Origin of the sequence: Shewanella dokdonensis (assembly GCF_018394335.1) — a bacterium.
In the GTDB taxonomy this organism is placed as follows: domain Bacteria; phylum Pseudomonadota; class Gammaproteobacteria; order Enterobacterales; family Shewanellaceae; genus Shewanella; species Shewanella dokdonensis.
Genome location: NZ_CP074572.1, coordinates 3379587 through 3403338, shown reverse-complemented (window position 1 = coordinate 3403338; position 23752 = coordinate 3379587). Strand labels below are relative to the sequence as shown.

The window sequence follows — 23752 nt, the reverse complement described above, 5'->3', positions numbered from 1 at the left end:
CGATAAAACTATCGGTTATTATTCCCACTCAATAGTAGCGGGTGGTTTGCCGGAGATATCGTAAACCACGCGGGAAATACCGTCGATTTCATTGATGATACGATTAGACACCCGTCCCAAGAAATCGTATGGCAAATGTGCCCAATGTGCCGTCATAAAGTCGATGGTTTCCACTGCGCGCAGTGATACCACCCAATCATATTTACGGCCATCGCCCATCACGCCCACGCTACGCACGGGCAGGAACACGGTGAATGCTTGGCTGACTTTCTGATATAAATCGGCCTTACGCAGTTCTTCAATGAAGATAGCATCGGCGCGGCGCAGCAAGTCGCAGTATTCTTTTTCACTTCACCCAGTACCCGCACGCCTAAACCTGGGCCAGGGAATGGATGACGGAACAGCATGTCGTATGGCAGCCCCAGCTCAAGGCCGATGCGACGCACTTCATCTTTAAACAGTTCGCGCAGTGGCTCAACCAGCCCCAGTTCCATATTATCGGGTAGACCACCAACATTATGGTGAGACTTGATCACATGGGCTTTGCCTGTGGCACTACCGGCAGATTCAATCACATCGGGATAGATGGTGCCCTGAGCCAACCATTTGGCATTAACGCGTTTCGAGGCTTCTTCATCAAAGATCTCGACGAATACACGGCCAATAATCTTACGCTTGGCTTCAGGGTCGCTGACGCCTTTTAACGCTCCGAGGAAACGGGTTTCGCCCGCCACGTGGACAATGTTCAGGCCAAAATGATCACCAAACATATCCAGCACCTGATCGGCTTCATTGAGGCGCAGTAAACCGTTGTCCACAAATACGCAAGTCAGTTTGTCGCCAATGGCACGGTGCAACAACATGGCGGTGACAGAAGAATCGACACCGCCAGATAGTCCGAGGATCACTTCATCATCGCCAACCTGGGCTTTGATGCGGGCCACGGCATCTTCAATAATAGAAGCGGGTTGCCATTTATTTTCACAGCCACAGATCTCTAGCACGAAATGTTCAAGAATGCGCTGGCCTTGGCGGGTGTGCGTTACCTCTGGATGAAACTGCACGCCGTAAAATCGCTTGGCTTCGTTGGCCATGGCGGCAAACGGACAAGTATCGGTACTGGCAACGGCTTCAAAACCTGCGGGAATGGCCGAGACTTTGTCACCGTGGCTCATCCACACATCCAACAGTGGCTTACCATCGGCGTTTACGGCATCTTGAATATCATGGAACAGTGCAGATGGCTGCAACATTTCCACCTGGGCATAACCAAATTCGCCTTCGCCAACGCCGTTAATCACCTTACCACCGAGCTGCTCACTCATGGTTTGCATGCCGTAGCAAATACCAAATACGGGTACACCTGCGGTAAACACATATTCGGGGGCGCGCGGCGAATTGGCCGCGGTAACGCTCTCGGGGCCACCAGAGAGAATAATGCCATTAGGGGCAAAATCACGGATCTGCTGTTCGGTAACATCCCAGGCCCACAGTTCACAGTACACGCCGATTTCACGAATTCGACGGGCAATCAACTGGGTATACTGGGAGCCAAAATCCAGGATCAGTATCTTGTGCTCATGAATATTGCTCATTGAAAACCTTTATTTCTAAGTGCAACTGCCGTCATTACTGATGGCATAAACTAAAAGCAAGGGCGACTTATCGCCGCCCCGTATGGTTATCAGCCCCGAACGTTGTAGTTCGGCGCTTCTTTAGTAATGGTCACATCATGTACGTGAGACTCACCCATACCGGCCGAAGTCACTTTTACAAACTGGGCTTTTTCGTTCAGATCTTTGATGGTGGCACAACCGGTCAGCCCCATGCAGGAGCGCAAACCGCCCATGTACTGGTGAATGAGTTCTTTGATTTTGCCTTTATATGGCACCCGCCCTTCAATCCCTTCTGGCACCAGCTTATCGGCAGCGTTGTCGCTCTGGAAGTAACGGTCAGAAGAACCTTTGGACATAGCCCCTAATGACCCCATGCCACGATAGGATTTATAGGCTCGGCCTTGATACAGCTCCACTTCACCTGGGGCTTCATCGGTACCCGCGAACATTGAACCGGCCATAATGCAAGAAGCACCCGCGGCCAGCGCTTTAGCCAGGTCACCAGAATAACGGATACCACCATCGGCAATCACGGGGATATCTAGATGTTTAACCGCTTCAACCGCATCGGAAACCGCGGTGATCTGTGGCACGCCCACACCCGTTACGATACGAGTTGTACAGATAGAACCGGGGCCAATACCGACTTTAACCGCATTGACGCCAGCTTCCACCAACGCCAGAGCACCCTCAGCAGTCGCAACGTTACCACCCACAATTTGTAGATCGGGATATTTGGCTCTGGCTTCGCGAATACGCTGCAACACGCCTTCAGAATGACCATGCGAAGAATCGATCAGCAATACGTCAATGCCGGCCTTAACGAGGGCATCAATGCGATCTTCATTGCCAGCACCTGCACCAACAGCACCACCTACTCGCAAGCGACCAAATTCATCTTTACAGGCATTCGGTTTACGTTCTGCTTTTTGAAGTCTTTAACGGTGATCAGACCTTTAAGTTTAAAGTCGTCATCCACAACCAACACTTTTTCAATACGGCTAGTGTGCATCAACTTTTGCACTTGATCGTGCTTGGTGCCTTCTTTTACGGTCACTAACCGTTCTTTCGGCGTCATCACTTCCTGCACTGTCTTGCTGTGATCGGTCACAAAACGCACGTCACGACCGGTGATGATCCCCACCAGTTCGTTCGCTTCAGTGACCACAGGATACCCGGCAAAGCCGTTGCGTTCAGTCAGCACATGCAGTTCAGCAATAGTAGTAGATGGCGTCACAGTGACAGGCTGTGCCACTACCCCAGCTTCGTAGCTTTTAACTTTACGCACTTCTTCGGCTTGAGCGTCAATGCTCATATTTTTATGGATAAACCCAATGCCACCTTCCTGAGCAATAGCGATGGCCAGACGGGCTTCAGTCACAGTGTCCATAGCAGCAGACAGTAACGGAATATTAAGCTCAATCTTTTGGGTCAACCGGGTTTTCAGGTTCGCGGTATTAGGGAGGACGGTGGAGTGCGCTGGCACTAATAACACATCGTCAAAAGTAAGCGCTTCTTTGATTAATCGTAACATTGCAACATCTCCCCTTGCGGTAGGATACAAATCAAATAGAGGTGAAATATTGCGGCGGCATTATACCTTGCAAGCCCTGCCGGGTAAATGGGAAAATAACTAAAAATTCTGTCAGGGAAAGGTTTAATGTCGATATCGGCGGATCAGGTGTATACCGTCTCTCGCCTGAACGGTGAGGTCAGACAACTGCTGGAAGGCCAGCTTGGGCGTATTTGGCTCAGTGGTGAAATCTCCAATTTTTCTTGTCCCGCTTCTGGTCATTGGTATCTGACCCTGAAAGACAGCCGTTCCCAAATCCGCTGTGCTATGTTTCGCGGCCGCAACCAGCATGTCACCTTCAACCCCATAAACGGTCAGCAAGTATTGGTTCGTGCCAATATCAGCGTTTATGAACCTCGCGGTGATTACCAGCTGATCATTGAATCCATGCTACCCGCGGGTGATGGGTTACTGGCACAGCAGTATGAAGCGTTGAAAATGAAACTGGCCGCCGCCGGATTATTTGCCACTGACAGCAAACGGCCACTCCCCAAAAACATTCAACGTATTGGGGTTATCACCTCGCCCACCGGAGCGGCGATCCGCGATGTACTGCAAGTATTGTCACGTCGCGACCCTTCGATAGAAGTGATTATCTATCCTAGCGCGGTGCAAGGCGGCCAGGCACCGTTACAGTTGATACGGGCACTGGAACTGGCTAACCAGCGGCAAGAAGTAGACGTATTATTGCTGACTCGCGGCGGTGGTAGTCTGGAAGATCTCTGGGGCTTCAACAATGAAGCCCTGGCGTATGCCATCTACAACAGCGAGTTACCCGTGGTCTCGGCAGTAGGTCATGAAGTGGATATGAGCATCAGTGACTTTGTGGCCGATATCAGAGCCCCGACACCATCGGCCGCCGCAGAAATCCTGTCGCAAGCGGCCAGCGATAAACAGCAGCAACTTCATACCGCCAGCGTGCGATTAATACAGGGATGGCAGCACTGGCAGCTATTGATCCGCCAGCGATTACAGCTATTGGATCACCGTTTGCAACGCCAAGACCCGCTACGGCAACTGCAACAGTTAGTACAGCGGTTTGATGAGCAGCAACTGCGGCTTGTCAGCTCCTTCACCAGTTTGCTGCAACGTAAACGCCAGCAATTGTTGAGTTTGGAAGGACATCTCAATGCTCAGCACCCACGGCATCAATTGGCGTTAGAAAGTAAACGCTTAGAATATCTGACACAACAGTTACAAAAATTAACCCAGTCAAGCTTACAACAGGCACAGCAACGGCTGCTTCGTGATAGCCATGCACTGGAGAGCGTCAGTCCGCTGGCAACTCTCAGCCGCGGTTACAGTATCACCCGCAACGATGCTGGTCAGATAGTGCAGGATGTGGCACAACTGCAACCTGGGCAACAGCTGCATACCTTACTGAAACAAGGCAAGGTTATTTCCAAGATTGAAAAGCTGGAGCGGCCCTAACCGATATCGCCAGCGCAAACAAGCCGGGCTAAATACCCGGCTTGTGATGCTGTGCTATTGACGATTTTTGATATGCGCCATCATCCGTTTGCGGCGCCGTTCCTGACTCAGGGTCAGCTTCTCGGTTTTGCCTTCAAACGGGTTAGCGCCTTCTTGGAACCGCAGCTGAATTGGCGTACCCACAATATTCAACGTACGGCGATAATAGTTCATCATGTAGCGTTTGTATGAATCCGGCAGTCTGGCAACCTGATTGCCGTGGATCACAATAATCGGTGGGTTATAACCACCGGCATGGGCGTATTTCAATTTCACGCGGCGGCCATTCACCAATGGCGGCTGATGATCATCCTGCGCCATCTGCATGATCTTAGTAAGCATTGATGTTCCCACTCGGCGAGTAGCGCTTTCATAAGCTTCTTCAATCGACTCAAACAGATGACCAACGCCGGTGCCATGCAATGCCGAAATAAAGTGAATACGGGCAAAATCGATAAAGCCTAAGCGGCGATCAAGCTCTGTTTTCACGCGCTCTTTGATATCGGTATCGATACCATCCCATTTGTTTACCGCAATCACTAAGGCTCGACCAGCGTTGATAGCAAAGCCCAACAGCCCCAAATCCTGCTCGGCAATCCCTTCACGGGCATCGATCACCAATAACACCACATTGGCATCTTCAACCGCCTTGAGGGTTTTGATCACGGAGAATTTTTCAACAACATCATGCACTTTGGCACGGCGTCTTACCCCGGCGGTATCAATCAGCACGTATTCACGGCCATCACGCTCCATCGGGATATAAATCGAGTCACGGGTTGTACCGGGCTGATCGTAAACCACCACACGCTCTTCACCCAGAATACGGTTAGTCAGGGTTGACTTACCCACGTTAGGCTTACCAATAATCGCCAGTTTGATGGGCAACTCTTGCAGGCGCGCCTGCTCGGCTTCCGCCTCTTCTTCGGTATATTCACGCAGTGGTTTATGACTGTCTTCACCCTCGTCAGCGAACTCGTCATCCTCAGCCATTGCTTGGGCAAACGGTGCCAGTGCATTTTCGATCAAACTGGAGACGCCACGCCCTTGTGCGGCAGCGATCTGGTGGATTTCCCCTAGGCCCAGCGCCCAGAATTCGGCAACTGCCGAGTCACCGTCAATACCGTCAATCTTGTTTGCAACCAGGAACGTCATCTTTTCCCGCGAACGCAGATATTGGGCAATCGCTTCATCGGCGGCAGTTAATCCGGCACGCGCGTCGGTCATAAACAGCACAACGTCGGCTTCGGCAATGGCCGCTAGCGACTGTTCCGCCATTTTGGTTTCAATACCTTCCTCGCTACCGTCAATACCGCCGGTATCCACTACGATAAATTCGTGCCCAGACAGAAAGGCTCGGCCATATTTACGGTCCCTCGTCAGGCCCGGAAAATCCGCCACCAACGCGTCACGAGTGCGGGTAAGCCGGTTGAACAGAGTCGATTTACCTACATTGGGTCGCCCCACCAGGGCCACGACAGGAATCATGCTTTTCCTCTTGAATTCTTAAACAACAAAAAGCCCCCGGGTTGACTCCCGGAGGCTTCGTTAGCTGGCATTATACGCTTTAAGGCAGTGAAATGGCAGCTATCTCTCCGGAACGGGCCTGCACATAGATTTTATCGTCAACCACTTGAGGTTGGCTGAATAATCCAGAACCATCAACCTTAATACGGCCGACAATTGTACCTGTTTCGCGATCAATAAAGTGTAGATAACCTTCAAAGTCGCCAACCACTACATAACCGCGATATACGGCTGGTGATGTCAGTTGACGGTTTGCCAGTTGAGTATTACTCCACACTTCCAAACCATTACGCCGATCTACCGCATAAATATTACTGTGGTCATCGACGAGGTACAGATGTAAACCACCTGCCGCTAGTTCGTCAAAGCTGGAATATTTACGTGACCATACCACTCGGCCACTGCGCATTTCCAAACTGGCAAGGTTGCCGTTATAGCTGACAGCATAAATATTTTCACCCAGTAACACAGGTGTCATATCAACATCTGCCATACGGCTGAATTCGTTACCACCTTTGGGCACATAAATCGGTTGTTCCCACGCCGCCTGACCATTGCTCTTAATGACCACGGCCACTTTCCCGTCAGCAGTGCCGACAAAAACCGCCTTCGGCATAGGCCGCTGACCCGGTGCCACGCAACGTCAAATTAGGTAATGCTGACTCGTAGCTCCAAAGTTTGGCACCCGTATCAACATTAAAGGCATCCAAGGCACCAGTAGAACTGTGCACTACCACGGTATCTTCGGCCACAGTGGGAGCTGATAGCAGTTCACCACCGGCCATGGTGTGCCATATTGGCTTACCTGTCTCAACGTCTAGCGCCACCAATAATCCGCTTTCACCACCAACAAATACCTTGTTCTGCGCTACGGTTACCCCGGCGGCTAAACGCGCACCTTGGGTTTCCTTCAGCGGACCGTCATCGCCAAACAGATCGTTAAAATCGACCTTCCATACTTCATCGCCACTCTTTTCATCGAATGCAGCGACTTTGCCATCGCGTGAAGCCGCAAAAATTTTGCCGTAACGCACAGCAGGATGCAGCTTGGAATAGTAATCACCTACGCCGTCACCTACAGAGTCATCCCAGACAATTGACGGTTCCACCGACGGCGTGATATCCGGTAATGGGCTCACGGGCGCTTCATCTACATCACTGGAAGCACACCCTGCTAACGTTCCCACGACCAAACCACAGGCGACAAGCGTTTTACACCATGACTTCATCCGGTGGTTCCTTATGCCTGGTTAAGATTGTCGAGTTTCATCTGTAACGCTGGGCTGGAAGCCGCACCGCCTTTTTCAATAGCTGTCTGATAAGCGGTTTTAGCCTTTGCCGCATCACCTTTGCTAACATAGAAGTCACCTTCCAGCTCGGCTTTTTCTGCCGCAAATGCCGCATCAGACACTTTGCCCAATGTTGCTAATGCAGCATCGAGTTGCCCTTGTTCTGCCTGAACTCTTGCCAATCGCAAGTTGGCTATAGCCGCTACCGCTGCAGCCGGTTTATCGGCCAGCACTTGTTGCAGTGCTGCGGAGGCTTTATCAAGGTCACCAGTTTCAGCAGCCGTTTTAGCCACGATCAGTTGCATCAAAGCTGAATAGCCTAGTTGGGAATGTGCTTTATCGAACTCGGCAGCAGCGGCCAAGGTACTGGCAGCATCTTTACTCTGAGAGAGTGCCACGTTAAATGCTTCGGAGGCTGCTTCAGCTTTTTTAACTTGGTAGCCAGAATAATAATTCCAGCCATACAGCGCGCCCAGACCGATCACGGCACCCGCTAATATCGAAGATCCATAGTCCTTCCAAAACGTTTTGATCGCTTCGACCTGTTGTTCTTCTGTGCTGTAAATTTCCACCCGCACTTCCCCTTATTATTTTTTGAGTTGTTCCGCCAGATAGGCAGCCAATGCACTGCGTTCAATCAGCAGTTGTTCACTGTCGTCACGCAAAGGTTTGACTGCTACCTTATTATCTGCCAATTCTGTTTCGCCAATAATCAACGCATAAGTTGCGCCGCTCTTATCAGCCCGTTTAATCTGTTTTTTAAAGTTACCGCCGCCGCAATGGCTCATCACCCGGAGCGTAGGCACTGTCTGGCGCAGTTCTTGTGCCACCTTGACCGCCTCTGCAACACAGTCATCACTGGTTGCCGTGACATAAACATCCACGGCTGATGGCACATCGGCTGTGAGCCCTAGGGTTTCCAGCAACAAGACAATACGCTCAAGTCCCATGGCAAAACCGACGGCTGGGGTATCTTTACCGCCTAGCTGCCCAACTAAACCATCATAACGACCACCGGCCAGAACCGTGCCCTGCGCGCCTAGACTATCGGTCACCCATTCAAACACGGTGCGATTGTAGTAGTCGAGACCACGCACCAACCGCGGATTAACCCTGTATTGGATACCAACGGCTTGCAGTAGTTCACATAAGCGTGAAAAATGTGCTTTGGAATCTTCACCGAGATAGTCCATCAGCACTGGCGCATCAGCCAATAGTGCTTGCACTTCAGGATCTTTGCTGTCCAGTACCCTCAACGGATTACTGTACATACGGCGCTGGCTGTCTTCGTCCAACACCTCTTTATGCTGTTCCAGAAATGCCACCAGCGCGTCACGGTAAGCAATGCGTTCCTGATTGTCACCAAGGGTGTTCAATTCCAGCGTTACATGCTCGCGCATGCCCAGCTTGTCCCACAGCGATGCTGACAGCATCAACACTTCAGCGTCAATCTCGGCGCTGGCGATGCCGTAAACTTCAACACCAAACTGGTGGAACTGCCGATAACGCCCTTTCTGTGGACGCTCATGCCGGAACATTGGGCCAATGTACCAAAGTCGCTGTTCCTGATTGTACAGCAAACCATGCTCGTTACCGGCGCGCACAGTCGAAGCGGTCCCTTCTGGCCGCAGAGTCAGACTGTCACCGTTACGATCGGCGAAGGTATACATCTCTTTTTCAACAATGTCGGTGACTTCGCCGATAGAGCGCTTAAAGAGATCGGTATTTTCCACGATGGGAGTACGGATTTCACTGTAACCGAATGACGCTACTGAGGCGCGTAACACCGCCTCGACTTTTTGCCACACGGGACTCTGGTCGGGCAGAATATCATTCATGCCGCGAATCGCTTGGATCTGTTTTGCCACTGTTAGACTCGTTTGTTCCAGGCCGGAAAGTTAAAAATGCCAGCATTATAAGCGGTTCAGCGATGATCGCCAAACCGCCGGATGACGCGTGGCTCACACTGCGGAATTATTCCTCTGCTTTGACATCGATGCGTTGTGACAACATCGCGGCTTTAGCGCGAATTTTGGCTTCCAAGGCATCGACCAAATCAGTATTGTCCAGACGCTCTTTCTGCCGCACGCCATCTTCATACAAACCGCTCTTGTTATGACCACCGGCGAGGCCGAGATCGGACACTAAGGCTTCGCCAGGGCCGTTAACCACACAGCCGATGATGGACACATCCATCGCCGTAGTCACATCTTCCAAGCGCTGTTCCAGCGCATTCACGGTATTGATTACATCAAATTCCTGACGGGAGCAGGATGGACAGGCAATAAAGTTGATACCGCGGGAACGGATACGTAAGGATTTGAGGATATCAAAGCCCACTTTGATCTCTTCTACCGGATCAGCCGCCAGCGACACCCGAATGGTGTCACCGATACCTTCAGCCAGCAGCATGCCCAAACCCACGGCAGATTTTACTGCGCCGGAACGGGCGCCACCGGCTTCGGTGATCCCCAGATGCAGCGGTTGTTTAATCTGCTGCGCCAGCAATCGATAAGAGGCTACCGCTAAGAATACGTCAGACGCCTTCACCGACACTTTGAATTGATCAAAGTTAAGCCGATCGAGAATATCGACATGGCGCATTGCCGATTCCACCAAGGCTTCTGGTGTTGGCTCACCATATTTGTCCATCAGCTCTTTTTCGAGACTGCCGCCATTTACCCCAATACGAATAGGGATGTTTTTATCGCGAGCCGTTTCCACCACCTGACGAATACGTTCCTCATTACCGATATTACCTGGGTTGATACGCAGGCAATCAGCACCATATTCCGCCACTTTCAAGGCAATCCGGTAATCAAAGTGGATATCGGCTACCAGCGGCACCTTGGCCTGTTGTTTGATCAACTTGAACGCTTCAGCAGCATCCATTGTTGGCACCGAAACGCGCACGATATCGGCGCCCACACGTTCAAGGGCATGAATTTGCTTGAGGGTAGCTTCAACATCCGTAGTGCGGGTGTTGGTCATCGACTGCACGGCAATAGGCGCACCATCACCGATAGGCACATTACCAACATAGATGCGAGTTGATGGGCGGCGTTTGATGGGAGATTCAGTGTACATCGTATTTGGCTCTGTCTCTTAAATCTGGCCATCACTCGGCCAGCATAAATTCTTGAATTTTAGGCTTGCGGCAGCGTCAGTCGTGCAACCCGGCCATTAGGGAAACGGGCAAGATCAATCGCCGCACCGTTATAGCGCAGGCTGACACTCTGTGGCGCACCCAAGACTAAGCTGATTGGTGCCTTACCGCTGACTTCAATACTCTTGCCCGACAACTTAAGGCCGTCCACCAGCGTTTTGCCATCAGCATCTGTGGCCTTAATCCAGCAGTCACCTTGCAAGACGATTTCCAGTTTGGCGCTTAATGCAGCAGTGTCAGTGCTAACATCACTAGCAGCTTGTGGTGGAAGCGTCGCTGTTGGTTGGTCTGCCACCACGGGAGTAGTGTTCGCGGTTACTGTGTTAGCTGGAGTATCTGCCGCCTGCCCGCTGTTATCAACGCCAGTGGCCATATCAGGGGCCTCGATGGGAGTGTCTTCCGCTTTAGGGCCATTAATGTCATCAGGACTATTCACCGCTGTGGGCTGTTCATCTGTAGAGCTAGGCAGGCCTGACTCTGGTTGCAACTCTTCTACTGTTGGCTTGGAGAAATCTTCCGTCACTATCGCCGGCTTTTGCAGCCACCACAACACCAAGAGTGCTAGCGAGACAATAACGATTAGGTAGGTCACTACCATCAACCAGTTATCACGACTCTTTTGGGATGTTTTACGGGAAAAGCTCTGCATTACTGGTGCGGTGACCACGGGAACTTGCCGAGAGAGGCAAGCTTCGATGCATTCAGGATCAATTTCCAGAAAACGGGCATAGTTGCGCACATAGCCCCGCACATAAGTGCTGGAAGCGATATTGCAAAATTCATCATTTTCAATATCCGCGACAATAGACGCCCGCAGGTGCAGCCTTGCTGCAACCTCCTGCAGACTCAGTCCCTTGCTCTCACGCGCCTGTTGCAATACGGTACCGAGTGTTTCCTCGTGCCCTGCGGCGTGGTTGTTGTCATCATCCTTGTTAACGTCATTGTTAATATCTGTCATCAGTGCATGCTTGCCCGGTATTCTTTTGCTTGGGGTGAACTGGGAAATTTAGCCAAAAGCAGCACGCCGTATCGTTTGGCGGCTTCAATGTCGTTCAACCCACGCTCAATTTTTATTGCTAGTGCGAGACTCAGCGCCGAATCGATCGCCACTTTATGGTAACGATCCAACTGCACTTTAGCCGCTTGAAAATTCTGTTGCTCCAGTGCCATCTCAGCCAGCTCTAGCAGCGATACTTGTCTGGTTGGCTCATACTTTAACGCTATCTCAAAATACTGTCTCGCTTTTTCTATATCCCCCGCTTTATGCTGGCAAATACCGAGATTTTCATAACTGGAAGCGGTTCGCGTATATTTGGGATTGCTGATGGCGCGGAGGAACATCTCCTCAGATTTAGCATACTTACCGTTCTGACACAGAAACACGCCAAAATTGTTGGCGGCATCACCGGTAGCATTGCTAGATCTAATGGCTTGTTCGTAAGTGTCCTCAGCTTTTTGAGTCTCACCCACGGTCTGATAGTAATACGCCATGGCAACATTAACTTCTTCCAAATCGGGAGCATATCCCATGGCTTTATCTAAATTGAATTTTGCCTGCTCACTATTACCTTTTTTCAAATAAGTGAGCCCTAGCTGCACCCGTTCTAAGGCCGCAGCGTTTCGGTCAAATTTGTGCTCTACGACCGGAATATCCGTACCGGCATAGGTTTTTTCGGTCACACATCCGGGCAGCGAAGAACACATGGCTACCAGCATCGCCAAGCCCCACAATCCGTGCTTCATTGGCAAACCCTTTAATGTTGACAAACAATATGTTAACTCATTGTGACCGATATTTGATTCTGTTGCATGCGTTTTTTTGCCAGACGTTTGGTTCGGTCACGAATGTCTCCCGCTAACTGGCCACAGGCAGCATCAATATCATCGCCGCGGGTTTTACGGACAATGACGGTCAGCCCATATTCCATCAATACTTTGGCGAATCTATCGATACGCGAATTGGAGGAGCGGCCGTAAGGTGACCCCGGGTATGGATTAAATGGGATCAGGTTAACCTTGCACGGCGTATCTTTCATCAGCTCGGCCAGTTCATGAGCCTGCTCAGTGCTGTCATTGATATGATCCAGCATCACATATTCAACTGTTACCCGGCCACGGTTGGCATTGGATTTTTCGATATAACGGCTGATCCCCGCCAGAAACTCTTTTAACGGATATTTCTTGTTGATGGGCACTAACTCATCACGCAGTTCATCATTAGGCGCATGAATACTGACCGCCAATGCCACATCTAACAGATCGCCGAGTTTATCCAACGCCGGAACCACACCCGAAGTTGACACTGTCACCCGGCGCTTAGATAAACCAAAACCAAAATCGTCCAGCATGATATCTAGCGCTGGCACCAGATTAGCCATATTAAGCAGCGGCTCGCCCATCCCCATCATCACGATGTTAGAAATCGGTCGGTCACCCGTTTCATACTTAAGGCCAAGGAAACGTGATATGCGCCAGATTTGCCCAACGATTTCAGCCACAGTGAGATTGCGGTTAAACCCTTGCTGAGCGGTAGAACAAAAGGTACAGGCCAACGCACAACCTACCTGTGACGAGACGCATAATGTGGCCCGGTCATCCTCAGGAATATATACCGTTTCAACTTCCTGCCCGGCCCCCACATTGATAGCAAACTTAATGGTGCCATCTGTAGACTTTTGATAACCAGAAATCTGTGGCGCCACAATTTCACAGGCATTATTCAGCTTGGCACGCAGGTTTTTATTGATGTTGCTCATCTGTTCGAAATCATCAATGCCGTAGTGGTATATCCACTGCATCACCTGATCGGCGCGAAATGGCTTTTCACCCAATTCGGCGAATAATGCACGCATCGCTTTACGATCAAGATCGAGCAAATTGATCTTTTTTCGGCCATTTGATTTACCTCACACCAAAACCCGCAACAGGGCGGCAAATTATATAGATCACCATTGATTTTAGCCAGAGACCACGCGAAATAACCAGGACTATGGCCGCATCCGCCAGCAACACAATTAAGTTCTGTTAAAGTTAACTATGGTTAACTCATGTCTCCTAATGATGTCATTCAGGGAAATCTGGTTCCCTATTCTATGTTTGCTTTAACAATTACGGTGCTGGTTGCCATCAGCATCTCTTTTTTATGCAGTGTATTTGAAGCAGTGCTGTTGTCTGTCACCCCTAGTTATATCGCTAACCTGCGCAGCTCTGCGCCGCAGGGCCGCACGGCTTGAGCAACAAAAGCAGCATGTAGAATCGCCGCTGGTTGCCATTTTAACGCTAAACACTATTGCCCACACCGTGGGGGCTGCCGTTGCTGGGGCGCAAGCCGCCCATGTGTTCGGCGATGAAATGGTAGGCGTGTTTTCCGGCGTGCTGACATTCCTTATTCTGTTTTTTTCGGAAATTATTCCCAAAACCATAGGCGCCAATTACTGGCGCCAACTGGCACCTGGGGTATCGTTAATGCTGCTGTGGATGGAGCGGCTCTGTCTGCCGTTGATCTGGGCCTCCAACAAGGTCACCAAATTGATTGGCAAAGGCGACTCTGGACAATATATCCGTCAAGAGATCAGTGCGATGGCAAAAATCGGCGTTGAGTCAGGTGAGCTAAACCGTCAGGAAAGCAAGATCCTGACACAGATGATGAAAGCCCGAGATATGCCGGCAAGTGCCATCATGACCCCAAGAACCGTGATGTTTACCCTGCCCGCCGCCATGAGCCAGCAAGAATTTGTGCAAGAGCATCTGCATAAACCCTTCACTCGGATCCCGCTGTATCAGGATGATCACGATAATATTATTGGTTATATCAACCGCACCGATGTGCTGCTGGCAGAACGCTATACTCCGCAAGCACCGATAGCGGATGTCAAACGCCAGCTGTTGGTTGTGCCAGACTCCGCGCGGATCCTGCCGCTGTTTGAGCTGATGATTAAACGCAATACTCAGATTGCCATGGTAGTAGATGAATACGGTAGTACCCGCGGCTTGGTGTCGCTGGAAGATATCATTGAATCGCTGCTGGGGCTGGAAATTGTCGATCTCAACGATCCGGCTATCGATATGCAGCAGTTAGCGCGCCAACTGTGGGAAAAACGCATGCAGGATAAAGGCATTCATTTATCCGAAGATAAAGAGGATACGACACAGGAACAGCCACATCACTGATGTGACATCTAAGCACGGGGACGCACCACAAACGTCCCTTGTGTTGTCAGAAGTCAGGTGTACAATCTCTGTTTGGTTACAGAGGATGTTATGACTTACCGTTTAACGCTTGCGCATCTCAACGATACTCACTCCCATTTTGATCCCAGTCTAGTGCAGTTCAAAGTTACCCTGCAGCACGGACAATTTACCTTAGCCAGCCACAGTGGCGGTTATGGCCGAATTGCGGCACAAGTCGCTAAACTGCGGCAACAAGCACAACAGCAGCAGCGGGAAATGCTGTTTCTGCACGCTGGTGACAGTTTCCACGGCACCCTGTTTTACAGTGAATTCAAAGGCCGAGCCAACACCAGATTGCTGCAACTACTGCAACCAGATGCCATGACCATAGGTAACCATGACATCGATGATGGTAATGCGGTGCTGGCGGATTTTATCCGCACCGTACCCTTCCCGGTGCTGGCAGCCAATATGGATATCAGCCATGAACTGCCCGGTAAGAATGGCAGTTTTCAGGGATTAGATAATCTTTACGCCTGGGATAACAACGCGGGTATTGGGCGTTATCTGCTACGAGATTTTTATGACCGGCAACTGGCCATTGTCGGTATCACGCTAGCTCAAATGAAAAAGGTCGCCAGACCGGATCCCGACACCGAGTTTCTTGACGCCATCGCCACGACCCAAGCCACGGTTAAGCACCTGAAACAACAAGGCGTGGATCATATCCTGCTACTCAGCCATCTTGGCATTGAACAAGATCGGCAACTGGCGGCAGAAATTCCCGATATCAGCCTGATTATCGGCGGTCACACTCACACATTGATGGGCGACTTTGCCGACTTGGGCCTTCCGTGCTTACCATACGCCGAATCAGTAAATGGTATTCCAATCGTACATGCGGGAAAACACGCCGAAACCTTAGGTATTGCCGAGATAGCATTTGATGACCGGGGCCGGGTAATACAGATCCAAGGTTCCAGCCACTTTATGCTGGATCGCCATTTCATGCTGAGTGGTGACACCACTGCCACTGACCATGATTACCGAGAAGCACAGGAACTGCTGGCAAATCACGCGGGCATTTTGTGGGATGAACAGGACGCCCATATCAATCAGGTCATCGACAGCGAATTTCGTCCGGCTATTAGCAATATGGAGCAACAGGTGCTCGCATTTGTGCCCAAAACCTTATTGCACACCCGCCTACCTAGTCGCAACTTGCCCCACGGCAGTGAAATCGCGCCTTGGGTCAGCCAAAGCATGTTTTTAGCCGCAAAGACCCAAGACCCAAGGGTAGATTTTGCCCTACATAATGCCGGCGGAGTGCGCCAATCACTGGTACAGGGGCAAGTCACACTGGCGGATGTGATGGGCAGGTTGTTGCCGTTTGAACTGCCGTTGGTGAAATATGAGATCGTTGGCGATGCACTATTTCGGGTACTAGAATCCGCCATCAATGCCGCCACCAATAACAGTGTGATGGGCACCGGCGCGGGCAGTTTTCCCTACACCTACGGGTTGCGTTATTTTTATGATGGCCGCCTGGCACTCGGACAACGTTTATTCCGTCTGGAACTGCAAGATGGACTTGGCAGCTGGCAGCCACTAAAGCGGGATGAGTTTTATGTCGGGGTATCCACCAGCTATACCGCCAGTGGCAAAGAGGGTTACGATGCCCTGCTAGAAGCGCGTTGGCAGCAAGCATTAACCGAAGTGACCTTACCCAGTGCCTTTATTCAGTTGCTACAGCAAGCCCCCAGCTTTGATGCTCAGTTACAACCCACAGTGTATTACACCAGCCATCTAGCAGAAATGGCCGAGAGTAAACGTTAGGCGGCTCAGGCCGCCAACCAGTCTTGTTGCCGCAGGCGTTGTACAAACCAACTGAGCGCTTTACCATTTTCCCCTTTGCGCCACGCCATGAAAGTGGGCAATGGCGGTCTGGGTAATGCCACGTTACGCGCCACCAGTGTCCCCTCGGCAAGTTGCTGGCGGATTAGGTGAAGCGGCAGGAATCCCACCCCGGTGCCTTGCTGCTGTAAACACACTTTATCAGCCATTGAGGAGACCCGGATCTGTTGCCGACTGGCAAAAATACCGCTCGAACGTTGCAGTAGTGACTGTGAACTGTCAGTGACCACTATTGATGGAAATTGCAATAAGGCGTCGACGGGGATCTCAGCCTCATGCTGTGCCAAAGGATGCTGAGGTGCCACGGCGAACACAAATTCCACCGCCCCCAGAGGATGCAGTTCATACTGTCCCCGCGGTAATTCACCAGAAACCCCAATCGCGATATCAGCACGTCTGGAGTACAAAGCGTCCCAGCCACCGCCCAAAACCTCCTTAGAAAGACTGATAGTGACTTGCTTGCCAAGTTCGGTAAATTCCGCCACGGTTTTCATCAATGGCCCATCAGGCAAAATACTGTCCAATGCCAATGAAATCCCCGTTTCCCAGCCAGTTTCCAACTGTCGTACCGCGTCTTCCAAACGGGTAGCCGCGGCGAGGATCTCCCGCCCCTGAGTCAATACTAACTGACCTACCGCCGTCAGTTGGGCACGGGTGCCCTTACGTTCAAATAATCTGCTGCCGAGATCCTGTTCCAGCTTTTGTACCGTATAAGTCAACGCCGAAGGTACCCGAAAAAGCGACTCGGCTGCCGCGGCGAAACTGCCCTTTTTATCGATGGCATCCAATACTTTAAGTGCATCAAGATTGATTGCAGGGTGCATAAAATTTCCCATATTCAAATTTTTTGAAATTTAACTTCAAAATGTTCCGATTTTCAAGTGTCATCGCGCTGACTAAACTTGCTTTCAACGACGGGGAACTCCCCAAATCCTGACGTAAACAGGATTCAAATTTACTGAGGAAAGCATCATGAGAAAACTTATCGCAAAGCTCGTTAACAACAATGCTGGTTACGCCCCACTGATTATGCGTGTTCCAGTTGGCCTGACACTGATGGCTCATGGTAGTCAAAAATTGTTTGGCATGTTTGGTGGTTATGGGTTGGAAGGAACTGGTCAATGGATGGCATCCATTGGACTGACCCCAGGATACCTGATGGCATTGCTGGCCGGCTCAGGCGAATTCTTTGGTGGTCTGTTTCTGTTATTGGGTCTGTTATTACGTCCGGCAGCCGCAGTAGTTGCATTCACTATGTTGGTAGCGCTGTTTACCGTACATATACACAACGGGCTGTTCATGGCTAATAACGGTTACGAATACGCGCTGACACTGGCCGCTATCGCCATCTCACTAGTGATATCTGGTGCCGGTAAAGTGTCGCTGGACAATATTATCGCTCGTAAAGTTTAACTTGGAGGAACCCCTGATGATCAACGTAAGAAAAGCATCTGAACGTGGCCAAGCCAATTTTGGCTGGCTCCAGAGCCGCCACACCTTCTCATTTGGCAATTACTACGACCCTCGTTATATGGGTGTTTCCGCCCTACGAGTGATTAACGATGACAGAGTAATACCTGGACAAGGATTTGCGACTCACGGGCACCGGGATATGGAGATCATCAGTTATGTTATCTCTGGCACTATTGCCCACAAGGACAGCTACGGCCATGTGAAAGATCTGCCCGCAGGAGAATTTCAGTTGATGTCTGCTGGCAGTGGTATTTATCACAGTGAGTACAACCCTTCAGCAACTGAGCCACTGCACTTCCTGCAGATCTGGATCCAGCCGGCAACCACCGGCGGCCAACCAGAATATCAGCAGAAAGCCTTTGAACAGACTGAAGCGCTCACCGCTGTGGTTACCCCGGATGGTAGAGACGGCACACTGCAGATAAAACAGGATGCCACCGTATATCGTCTACAACTGGCAGATGCCGAACAGCTGACATTGCCACTGACCAGCGGCCGGACACTGTACCTGCAACTGATAAAAGGCGAGCTCACGCTGAATGGCACCCAGCTCAACGAAGGCGATGGCGTCAGTGTCACTGATGAACAATTGCTGTCACTACAGGCTAGCGATAACGTTGAAGCGCTGGTATTCGACCTGCCGTAAGCCAATAACAGCGCCATAGCGGTAACGATGAAAAACAGCTATGGCATTGTTACTTCGATATCAATCCCCCGTTAAATGCGGGGGATTTTTTTGCATTGTGCACACGTGTTAGACGGGTTAGCACGGCATCTTTGGTCCACAGCGTCCATCATCATGAAGCCCAAACACGGGGCAAGTGGCAAATATCAGTGAGCACCAAAATGTCCAGTGCCTGACGACACAATGGTGAGGTCTTACAGCTCAGGCACACTTATGTTACTTGCAGTTATTGGGCAGTACATTAGAAAGCTGGTGAGTTGCTGCCCGGATTTTTCCTGATAACAACGATGGTGACTGCGAAATCCTTGCCGCTCAAACACTGACTTTGATTGCATTGAGGCGTGGGTACTGAGTCTTGGTAATGCCTGTTGTTGCGCCCAACATTTCATCGTCGCAATCAACTGCGCGGCAATACCTCGGCGCTGCCAGCTCGGTAGCACATACAAACAGCTGATATAACCCGCTTCGCCATATTGGCGTTCAGCCTGCACAAAGCCAACACAATGACCATTACTATCCAGCGCCAACCAAGCGGTACTATGGCGCAAACGCAACTGCCAATATTTATCTGAACGAGGTGCGCGCGACCAGGCATGACACTGGGCAGCGGAATAAAAGCCCCCAGCGAGAGCTTGTACGGCCTGATGATAGACTTGCGAGACTTCTGCGGCTAAATGCCGATGTTGCGCATGAGAATAGAGGATCAGGGTTGTCGCCATCCAGCGCAAACCTCAATAAAGGTAGTAAACGCGTTGATTCTTGCTGCTACACCCCATAAACGCAAGCGGTTTTCAGCAGCATCGGAATGCACTGCGGCCATAAAAAAGCCACCATTTAGGTGGCTTTCTAACGGAGGGTCTTTTTATGGACGAGTAGCATTCATAACCGATTGAGGAATAGTTTGCCGTACTTTGGCAACCTCTTCCGCGGTCACGGCTGGTGCCTGATTATTCCAGGCATGGCGTACAAACGTCAGTAACTGCGCCACTTCATCATCATTCAGCCGCCAACCAAAAGCAGGCATTGCCAACGCTTCTGGAGCACCTTTGGTCGAAGGTAAACGCGCCCCGGCTAACACCACATGAATTAAACCACTGGGGTCTTCATCATTAACCAGTGCATTGCCATCCAATTTCGGAAATACCCGTGCAGCTCCCTGTCCTTGGGTAAAATGGCAGGCACCACAACTGTCGAGATACAACCGCGCCCCAGAGTTAATGCCCACTTTAGCGCTGTTGAGTGCATCGCTGGTTTTCTTGGTCGCCGCCGCGGTCATTGGCAGCGCCTTACCATCTCCTGGCAGAGATTTCAGATAGTCCGCAATAGCTGCTAAGTCAGCCTGACTTAAATAACTCAAGCTATGGGCAATCACTGAGGTCATTTCACCAGCAACAGCGGTGGTGTCATTACGGCCATTGGCAAGATAATCAATCAGTTCGGCTTTACTCCAACTTGCTAAAGCGCCCTTATCACCGCCTCTCAAGCTAGGCGCTTGCCAAATCCCCACTTTACCGCCACTGAGGAAACTAGCATCAGACTCATCATAGCTTTTTTCCTGGAAGGCTACACCGCGAGGGCTATGGCAACTACCACAGTGACCTAAACCTTGTACCAGATAGGCGCCACGATTGAAGTCATCGGACTTAGAGGCTTGTGGTTGGTAGGCTTTATTGTTAGCAAACATCCAGTTCCAAAAACTGATCCCCCAGCGCTGATTAAATGGAAAACTTAATGCGGTTGCCGGGGCTTTTTGATCAACGGCGGCCACGCCTTCCATAAAATAGGCATAAAGGGCTTTAACGTCATCTGCGGTCAACATGGCGTAATCGGGATACGGCATCGCCGGATACAAGTTGCTGCCATCCGCACGTTCACCATGTCTCAACGCCGCATCAAATTGCGCCAGCGTATAGTTGCCAATTCCCGCAGTCTTACTCGGAGTAATATTGGTGGAATAGATTTTGCCAAATGGACTGTCAATGGCCAGACCGCCCGCGAACGGCGCACCGCCGGGGATCGAGTGACAGGCAATACAGTCGCCGGCACGGGCGAGATATTCACCTTGATTGATAGTTGCTTTATCAAAAGCATCTGCTTCAGTTGTCGCCAACAGGGCCAACGGCAACAGCATCATTATCAGATTGCGTTTCATCTGTGGCTCCTTATGCTTGCACCAATGGACCTGGGTGTTTCAGATACTGCTCACGGATCGCTTTAGCTGACCAGTATGCCAAGGCACCAACTAACATGGTGGGGTTGTACTGTAGGTTCTGCGGGAATGAGCTTGAACCCAAAACAAAGACGTTATGGACGTCCCAGCTTTGCTGATAACGATTGAGCACACTGGTCTTAGGATCAGTGCCCATAATCGCACCGCCTACATTATGAGTGGTCTGATATGGACGCACATCGTAGTGAGTCCCGATATCTTTAAATGACACCTTCAGAAAATCTGGATTCAGTCCCTTCGCTAACGCAGCCACTTTCTGTTTCATAAACTGGGTCATGCGCAGATCATTTTCTTTCCAGTCAAAGGTTAAACGCAGCAACGGCAAACCATGATCATCTTTGTAGTTAGGATCCAAACTCAAATAACAATCGCGGTAAGACATATTGGAGCCATGAGAACTGATGCTCATGGCATGACCATAATAATCTTTCGCCGCTTTTTTCCAGTCAGCGCCCCAAGTTGGCGTTCCTGGAGGTAACGGCAGGCTGTGAATAGGCTGACCATTGGTTTGAGCCGCTAACAAATAGGAGCCACCAATAAAGCCTTCTTTAGCAAAATCAATCTGGTTGATGGCGAAGTCATCAACGGTGGTCGCATTACTGCCAGCGCCGATGAAAGGGTTAAACTGCTTATCTTTAAAGAATAAAGTAGCGCCACCCATCATCTGATAGGCGTAGTTGCGCCCCACGGTACCAGTGTTGGAGAGCGGATCGTAAGGCTGGCCGATGCCAGATAACAACAGTAAACGAACGTTGTTATAAGCAAATGTGCCAACAACGACTAATTTGGCAGGTTGAAAAACTTCTTCGCCCTTAGCATCGATATAAGTCACCCCGGTGGCAGTCTTTTTATCATCACTCAGATTGACTTTGATGACTTCACATCCGGTTCGGTAGGCGAAGTTCTTATGTTGCTTCAACGCTCCCAGAATAGCGGTTTGCGGGGAGGCTTTAGAGTAGTTAATACAACCATATCTTTCACAGAAACCACAGAAGTTACAAGGGCCTAACTGCATTCCGTAAGGATTGGTATAAGCTTCTGACGCGTTGGATGATGGCAACGGGAAAGGATGCAGTCCTTGCGCCTTAGCGGCGTCAGAAAACATGGTATCGTTTAGCGTACGTTTCAGTGGCGGCAACGGATATTCATGGCTCCGCGGACCTTCAAACGGATTACCGCCTTCCTGGATTTTGCCATTGATATTGCCGGCTTTACCAGAAACCCCTAGCACTTTGTCAAAGAAATCAAAGTGAGGCTCCAGCTCTTCATAGCTGACACCATAATCCTGAATAGTCATGTCCTTCGGAATAATATTTTTACCAAAGGTTTGTTCAACATAGCTACGCAAACGCAGTTCTTCTGGCATTGGGCGCCAGGTATGACCGTTCCAGTGCGTGCCCGCACCACCAACGCCATCGCCAGGCAGAAAAGAGCCTAAATGCCGATAGGGAACGGCGGTTTCTGCCAAACTATGGCGCACCGTAATGGTACTTTTGGCGGGTTTCACCATCAGTTTGTAACGAACCCCGTAAGTTAACTCATCCGCCATTTTCGGGTAGGCGAAATCGGGTACGGTATCGCGATCTTCACCGCGTTCAAGCGCCAGCACATTCAAACCTTCTTGAGCCAATTCCATGCCCATAATGGCGTTGGTCCAGCCCAACCCTACTAACACTACATCTACTGGTTGTTCTTGCCGAGACATGATTACCCCCTATCGCCATTGATACTGACAGGCCCCATTGGATAAGGGACATTGTGCAAATCCACCCATTCCAGGTAGGATGCGCGGGCGCCAGGGAAACCGATCATTTTCCATGCGGCCATATTTTTATTGCCGCCATGAATAGGATCAGCGAAATAGCCTTCTTTGGTGTTCTGCAACAGAAAATCAAAGAACTGTTTTGCACTTACCTCTGTCAGCGTTACCTGTCCTGATTGCAGTTGCGTTAACAGTGCATCCTGTTGTTCAGCCGACAGATCAGCAAAGACTTTGCCGAATGTTTTCTGGCAGTAGGTATCCGTTGCGGCAATGCCTTTCTGGTAGGTTTGCGCAGGGGTTAGTGGTGATTGGTATCCCAGTTCAGCCGGGGCTTCCAGAAATGGCCCCTTCATATACCAGTCTTTCGCCTGGCCGAAATCGCCTTGTAACTGCCGATCGATAAAGAGCGGAACATTTGCCTGTAATGCCCCAGGGCCGTTATCGTCGGCGGGGATCAACCGGTCACAAGCAGCCAACACAAAATGCCACTCGGCGTCGTTGAAAAAAACGGGTTTATATTGCGACAGTTCGGGTGCTGTGCTGGCGTTTGCTGACAGCATTACGCCGCTGCCAAGGGCTGAAGCGGAGATAACCCACATCGCGCCTTTCATAAAACGGCGACGGGAATCATCGGTATGATTTGAATCCATAGGAACTCCTGCATGTCCTGATACAACCTCGCATCTGCCTGCATACATCAGGCAAACGCTCTGTCGGCAGTCGTACGGCAGAATCAATATTCCGTCGGTAGTTACGGCTTAATCCGTCTATACAGAGCAGCGAAAAAACGTTTGTCTGACCAAACAGGGTCAATGCCGCTTTGCGCACCGCGCTTAAGTAAGTAGGAAGCGTTCATTTTCGAAAAATGCAGCTTTGG

Annotated in this window: 16 protein-coding genes and 4 pseudogenes; 5 read left to right on the top strand and 15 right to left on the bottom strand. The window is 50.5% G+C overall.

The window, feature by feature from the left end:
- Window positions 1–18 precede the first annotated feature (18 nt).
- Both guaA and guaB read right to left on the bottom strand, forming a co-directional pair.
- Window positions 19–1595 (bottom strand): annotated as a pseudogene (guaA, locus tag KHX94_RS16415) (glutamine-hydrolyzing GMP synthase).
- 89 nt (window positions 1596–1684) lie between these two features.
- Window positions 1685–3150 (bottom strand): annotated as a pseudogene (gene guaB, locus KHX94_RS16410) (IMP dehydrogenase).
- A gap of 126 nt (window positions 3151–3276) precedes the next feature.
- Between guaB and xseA the strand changes: the two are divergent.
- Window positions 3277–4620, top strand: coding sequence for an exodeoxyribonuclease VII large subunit (gene xseA / locus KHX94_RS16405; RefSeq protein WP_213681437.1), 1344 nt, complete (start codon window positions 3277–3279; stop codon window positions 4618–4620).
- Between the two features lie 54 nt (window positions 4621–4674).
- Here xseA and der read toward each other — a convergent pair whose 3' ends face one another.
- From der to rlmN, 8 genes and pseudogenes are all read right to left on the bottom strand, one after another.
- On the bottom strand, window positions 4675–6147 hold the full coding sequence (gene der, locus KHX94_RS16400) for a ribosome biogenesis GTPase Der (RefSeq protein ID WP_213681436.1): 1473 nt from the start codon (window positions 6145–6147) through the stop codon (window positions 4675–4677).
- A 79-nt stretch (window positions 6148–6226) separates the two neighbouring features.
- A pseudogene (gene bamB, locus KHX94_RS16395) lies at window positions 6227–7415 on the bottom strand (outer membrane protein assembly factor BamB).
- 11 nt (window positions 7416–7426) lie between these two features.
- Window positions 7427–8047 (bottom strand): YfgM family protein, encoded by a 621-nt coding sequence (locus KHX94_RS16390; protein WP_213681435.1) that lies wholly within the window; start codon window positions 8045–8047, stop codon window positions 7427–7429.
- Between the two features lie 15 nt (window positions 8048–8062).
- Complete coding sequence (gene hisS, locus KHX94_RS16385; protein ID WP_213681434.1) at window positions 8063–9343, bottom strand: histidine--tRNA ligase; 1281 nt, start codon at window positions 9341–9343, stop codon at window positions 8063–8065.
- Between the two features lie 106 nt (window positions 9344–9449).
- Window positions 9450–10562, bottom strand: coding sequence for a flavodoxin-dependent (E)-4-hydroxy-3-methylbut-2-enyl-diphosphate synthase (gene ispG / locus KHX94_RS16380; protein ID WP_213681433.1), 1113 nt, complete (start codon window positions 10560–10562; stop codon window positions 9450–9452).
- 59 nt (window positions 10563–10621) lie between these two features.
- Window positions 10622–11599, bottom strand: a complete 978-nt coding sequence (locus tag KHX94_RS16375) for a RodZ domain-containing protein (protein ID WP_213681432.1) — start codon at window positions 11597–11599, stop codon at window positions 10622–10624.
- Window positions 11599–12384 (bottom strand): type IV pilus biogenesis/stability protein PilW, encoded by a 786-nt coding sequence (gene pilW, locus KHX94_RS16370; RefSeq protein ID WP_213681431.1) that lies wholly within the window; start codon window positions 12382–12384, stop codon window positions 11599–11601. The genes KHX94_RS16375 and pilW overlap by 1 nt, the downstream gene beginning before the upstream one ends.
- A 32-nt stretch (window positions 12385–12416) precedes the next feature.
- The gene (gene rlmN / locus KHX94_RS16365) at window positions 12417–13523 is read right to left on the bottom strand and encodes a dual-specificity RNA methyltransferase RlmN (protein WP_483315921.1); all 1107 of its coding nucleotides are present in this window, start codon (window positions 13521–13523) and stop codon (window positions 12417–12419) included.
- Window positions 13524–13733: 210 nt separating this feature from the next.
- Between rlmN and KHX94_RS16360 the strand changes: the two are divergent.
- Window positions 13734–14811 (top strand): annotated as a pseudogene (locus KHX94_RS16360) (CNNM domain-containing protein).
- A gap of 90 nt (window positions 14812–14901) precedes the next feature.
- Entirely contained in the window at window positions 14902–16647 is a 1746-nt protein-coding gene (locus KHX94_RS16355; RefSeq protein ID WP_213681430.1) for a bifunctional metallophosphatase/5'-nucleotidase, read from the top strand.
- Window positions 16648–16652: 5 nt separating this feature from the next.
- Here KHX94_RS16355 and KHX94_RS16350 read toward each other — a convergent pair whose 3' ends face one another.
- Window positions 16653–17549: a LysR family transcriptional regulator gene (locus KHX94_RS16350; RefSeq protein ID WP_213681429.1), complete on the bottom strand. Its 897-nt coding sequence runs from the start codon at window positions 17547–17549 to the stop codon at window positions 16653–16655.
- A 148-nt stretch (window positions 17550–17697) separates the two neighbouring features.
- Here KHX94_RS16350 and KHX94_RS16345 point away from each other — a divergent pair, with 148 nt between their 5' ends.
- Both KHX94_RS16345 and KHX94_RS16340 read left to right on the top strand, forming a co-directional pair.
- The gene (locus KHX94_RS16345; protein WP_213681428.1) at window positions 17698–18138 is read left to right on the top strand and encodes a DoxX family protein; all 441 of its coding nucleotides are present in this window, start codon (window positions 17698–17700) and stop codon (window positions 18136–18138) included.
- A gap of 16 nt (window positions 18139–18154) precedes the next feature.
- Window positions 18155–18844 carry a pirin family protein gene (locus KHX94_RS16340; RefSeq protein WP_213681427.1) on the top strand — a complete coding sequence of 230 codons (690 nt, stop codon included), beginning with the start codon at window positions 18155–18157 and terminating at the stop codon, window positions 18842–18844.
- A gap of 233 nt (window positions 18845–19077) precedes the next feature.
- Here the strand turns inward: KHX94_RS16340 and KHX94_RS16335 are convergent, their stop codons facing one another.
- From KHX94_RS16335 to KHX94_RS16320, 4 genes are all read right to left on the bottom strand, one after another.
- The gene (locus KHX94_RS16335) at window positions 19078–19602 is read right to left on the bottom strand and encodes a GNAT family N-acetyltransferase (protein ID WP_213681426.1); all 525 of its coding nucleotides are present in this window, start codon (window positions 19600–19602) and stop codon (window positions 19078–19080) included.
- Window positions 19603–19745: 143 nt separating this feature from the next.
- Window positions 19746–21035, bottom strand: coding sequence for a c-type cytochrome (locus KHX94_RS16330; RefSeq protein WP_213681425.1), 1290 nt, complete (start codon window positions 21033–21035; stop codon window positions 19746–19748).
- A 10-nt stretch (window positions 21036–21045) separates the two neighbouring features.
- Complete coding sequence (locus KHX94_RS16325) at window positions 21046–22818, bottom strand: GMC family oxidoreductase (protein ID WP_213681424.1); 1773 nt, start codon at window positions 22816–22818, stop codon at window positions 21046–21048.
- 2 nt (window positions 22819–22820) lie between these two features.
- Window positions 22821–23525 carry a gluconate 2-dehydrogenase subunit 3 family protein gene (locus tag KHX94_RS16320; RefSeq protein WP_213681423.1) on the bottom strand — a complete coding sequence of 235 codons (705 nt, stop codon included), beginning with the start codon at window positions 23523–23525 and terminating at the stop codon, window positions 22821–22823.
- Window positions 23526–23752: the final 227 nt, after the last annotated feature.

Coding starts and splice junctions, on each gene's coding strand:
- xseA (WP_213681437.1), top strand. CDS start 3,277: ATGTCGATATCGGCGGATCAGGTGTATACCGTCTCTCGCCTGAACGGT.
- der (WP_213681436.1), bottom strand. CDS start 6,147: ATGATTCCTGTCGTGGCCCTGGTGGGGCGACCCAATGTAGGTAAATCG.
- ispG (WP_213681433.1), bottom strand. CDS start 10,562: ATGTACACTGAATCTCCCATCAAACGCCGCCCATCAACTCGCATCTAT.
- KHX94_RS16375 (WP_213681432.1), bottom strand. CDS start 11,599: ATGACAGATATTAACAATGACGTTAACAAGGATGATGACAACAACCAC.
- pilW (WP_213681431.1), bottom strand. CDS start 12,384: ATGAAGCACGGATTGTGGGGCTTGGCGATGCTGGTAGCCATGTGTTCT.
- KHX94_RS16355 (WP_213681430.1), top strand. CDS start 14,902: ATGACTTACCGTTTAACGCTTGCGCATCTCAACGATACTCACTCCCAT.
- KHX94_RS16350 (WP_213681429.1), bottom strand. CDS start 17,549: ATGCACCCTGCAATCAATCTTGATGCACTTAAAGTATTGGATGCCATC.
- KHX94_RS16345 (WP_213681428.1), top strand. CDS start 17,698: ATGAGAAAACTTATCGCAAAGCTCGTTAACAACAATGCTGGTTACGCC.
- KHX94_RS16340 (WP_213681427.1), top strand. CDS start 18,155: ATGATCAACGTAAGAAAAGCATCTGAACGTGGCCAAGCCAATTTTGGC.
- KHX94_RS16335 (WP_213681426.1), bottom strand. CDS start 19,602: ATGGCGACAACCCTGATCCTCTATTCTCATGCGCAACATCGGCATTTA.
- KHX94_RS16330 (WP_213681425.1), bottom strand. CDS start 21,035: ATGAAACGCAATCTGATAATGATGCTGTTGCCGTTGGCCCTGTTGGCG.
- KHX94_RS16325 (WP_213681424.1), bottom strand. CDS start 22,818: ATGTCTCGGCAAGAACAACCAGTAGATGTAGTGTTAGTAGGGTTGGGC.
- KHX94_RS16320 (WP_213681423.1), bottom strand. CDS start 23,525: ATGGATTCAAATCATACCGATGATTCCCGTCGCCGTTTTATGAAAGGC.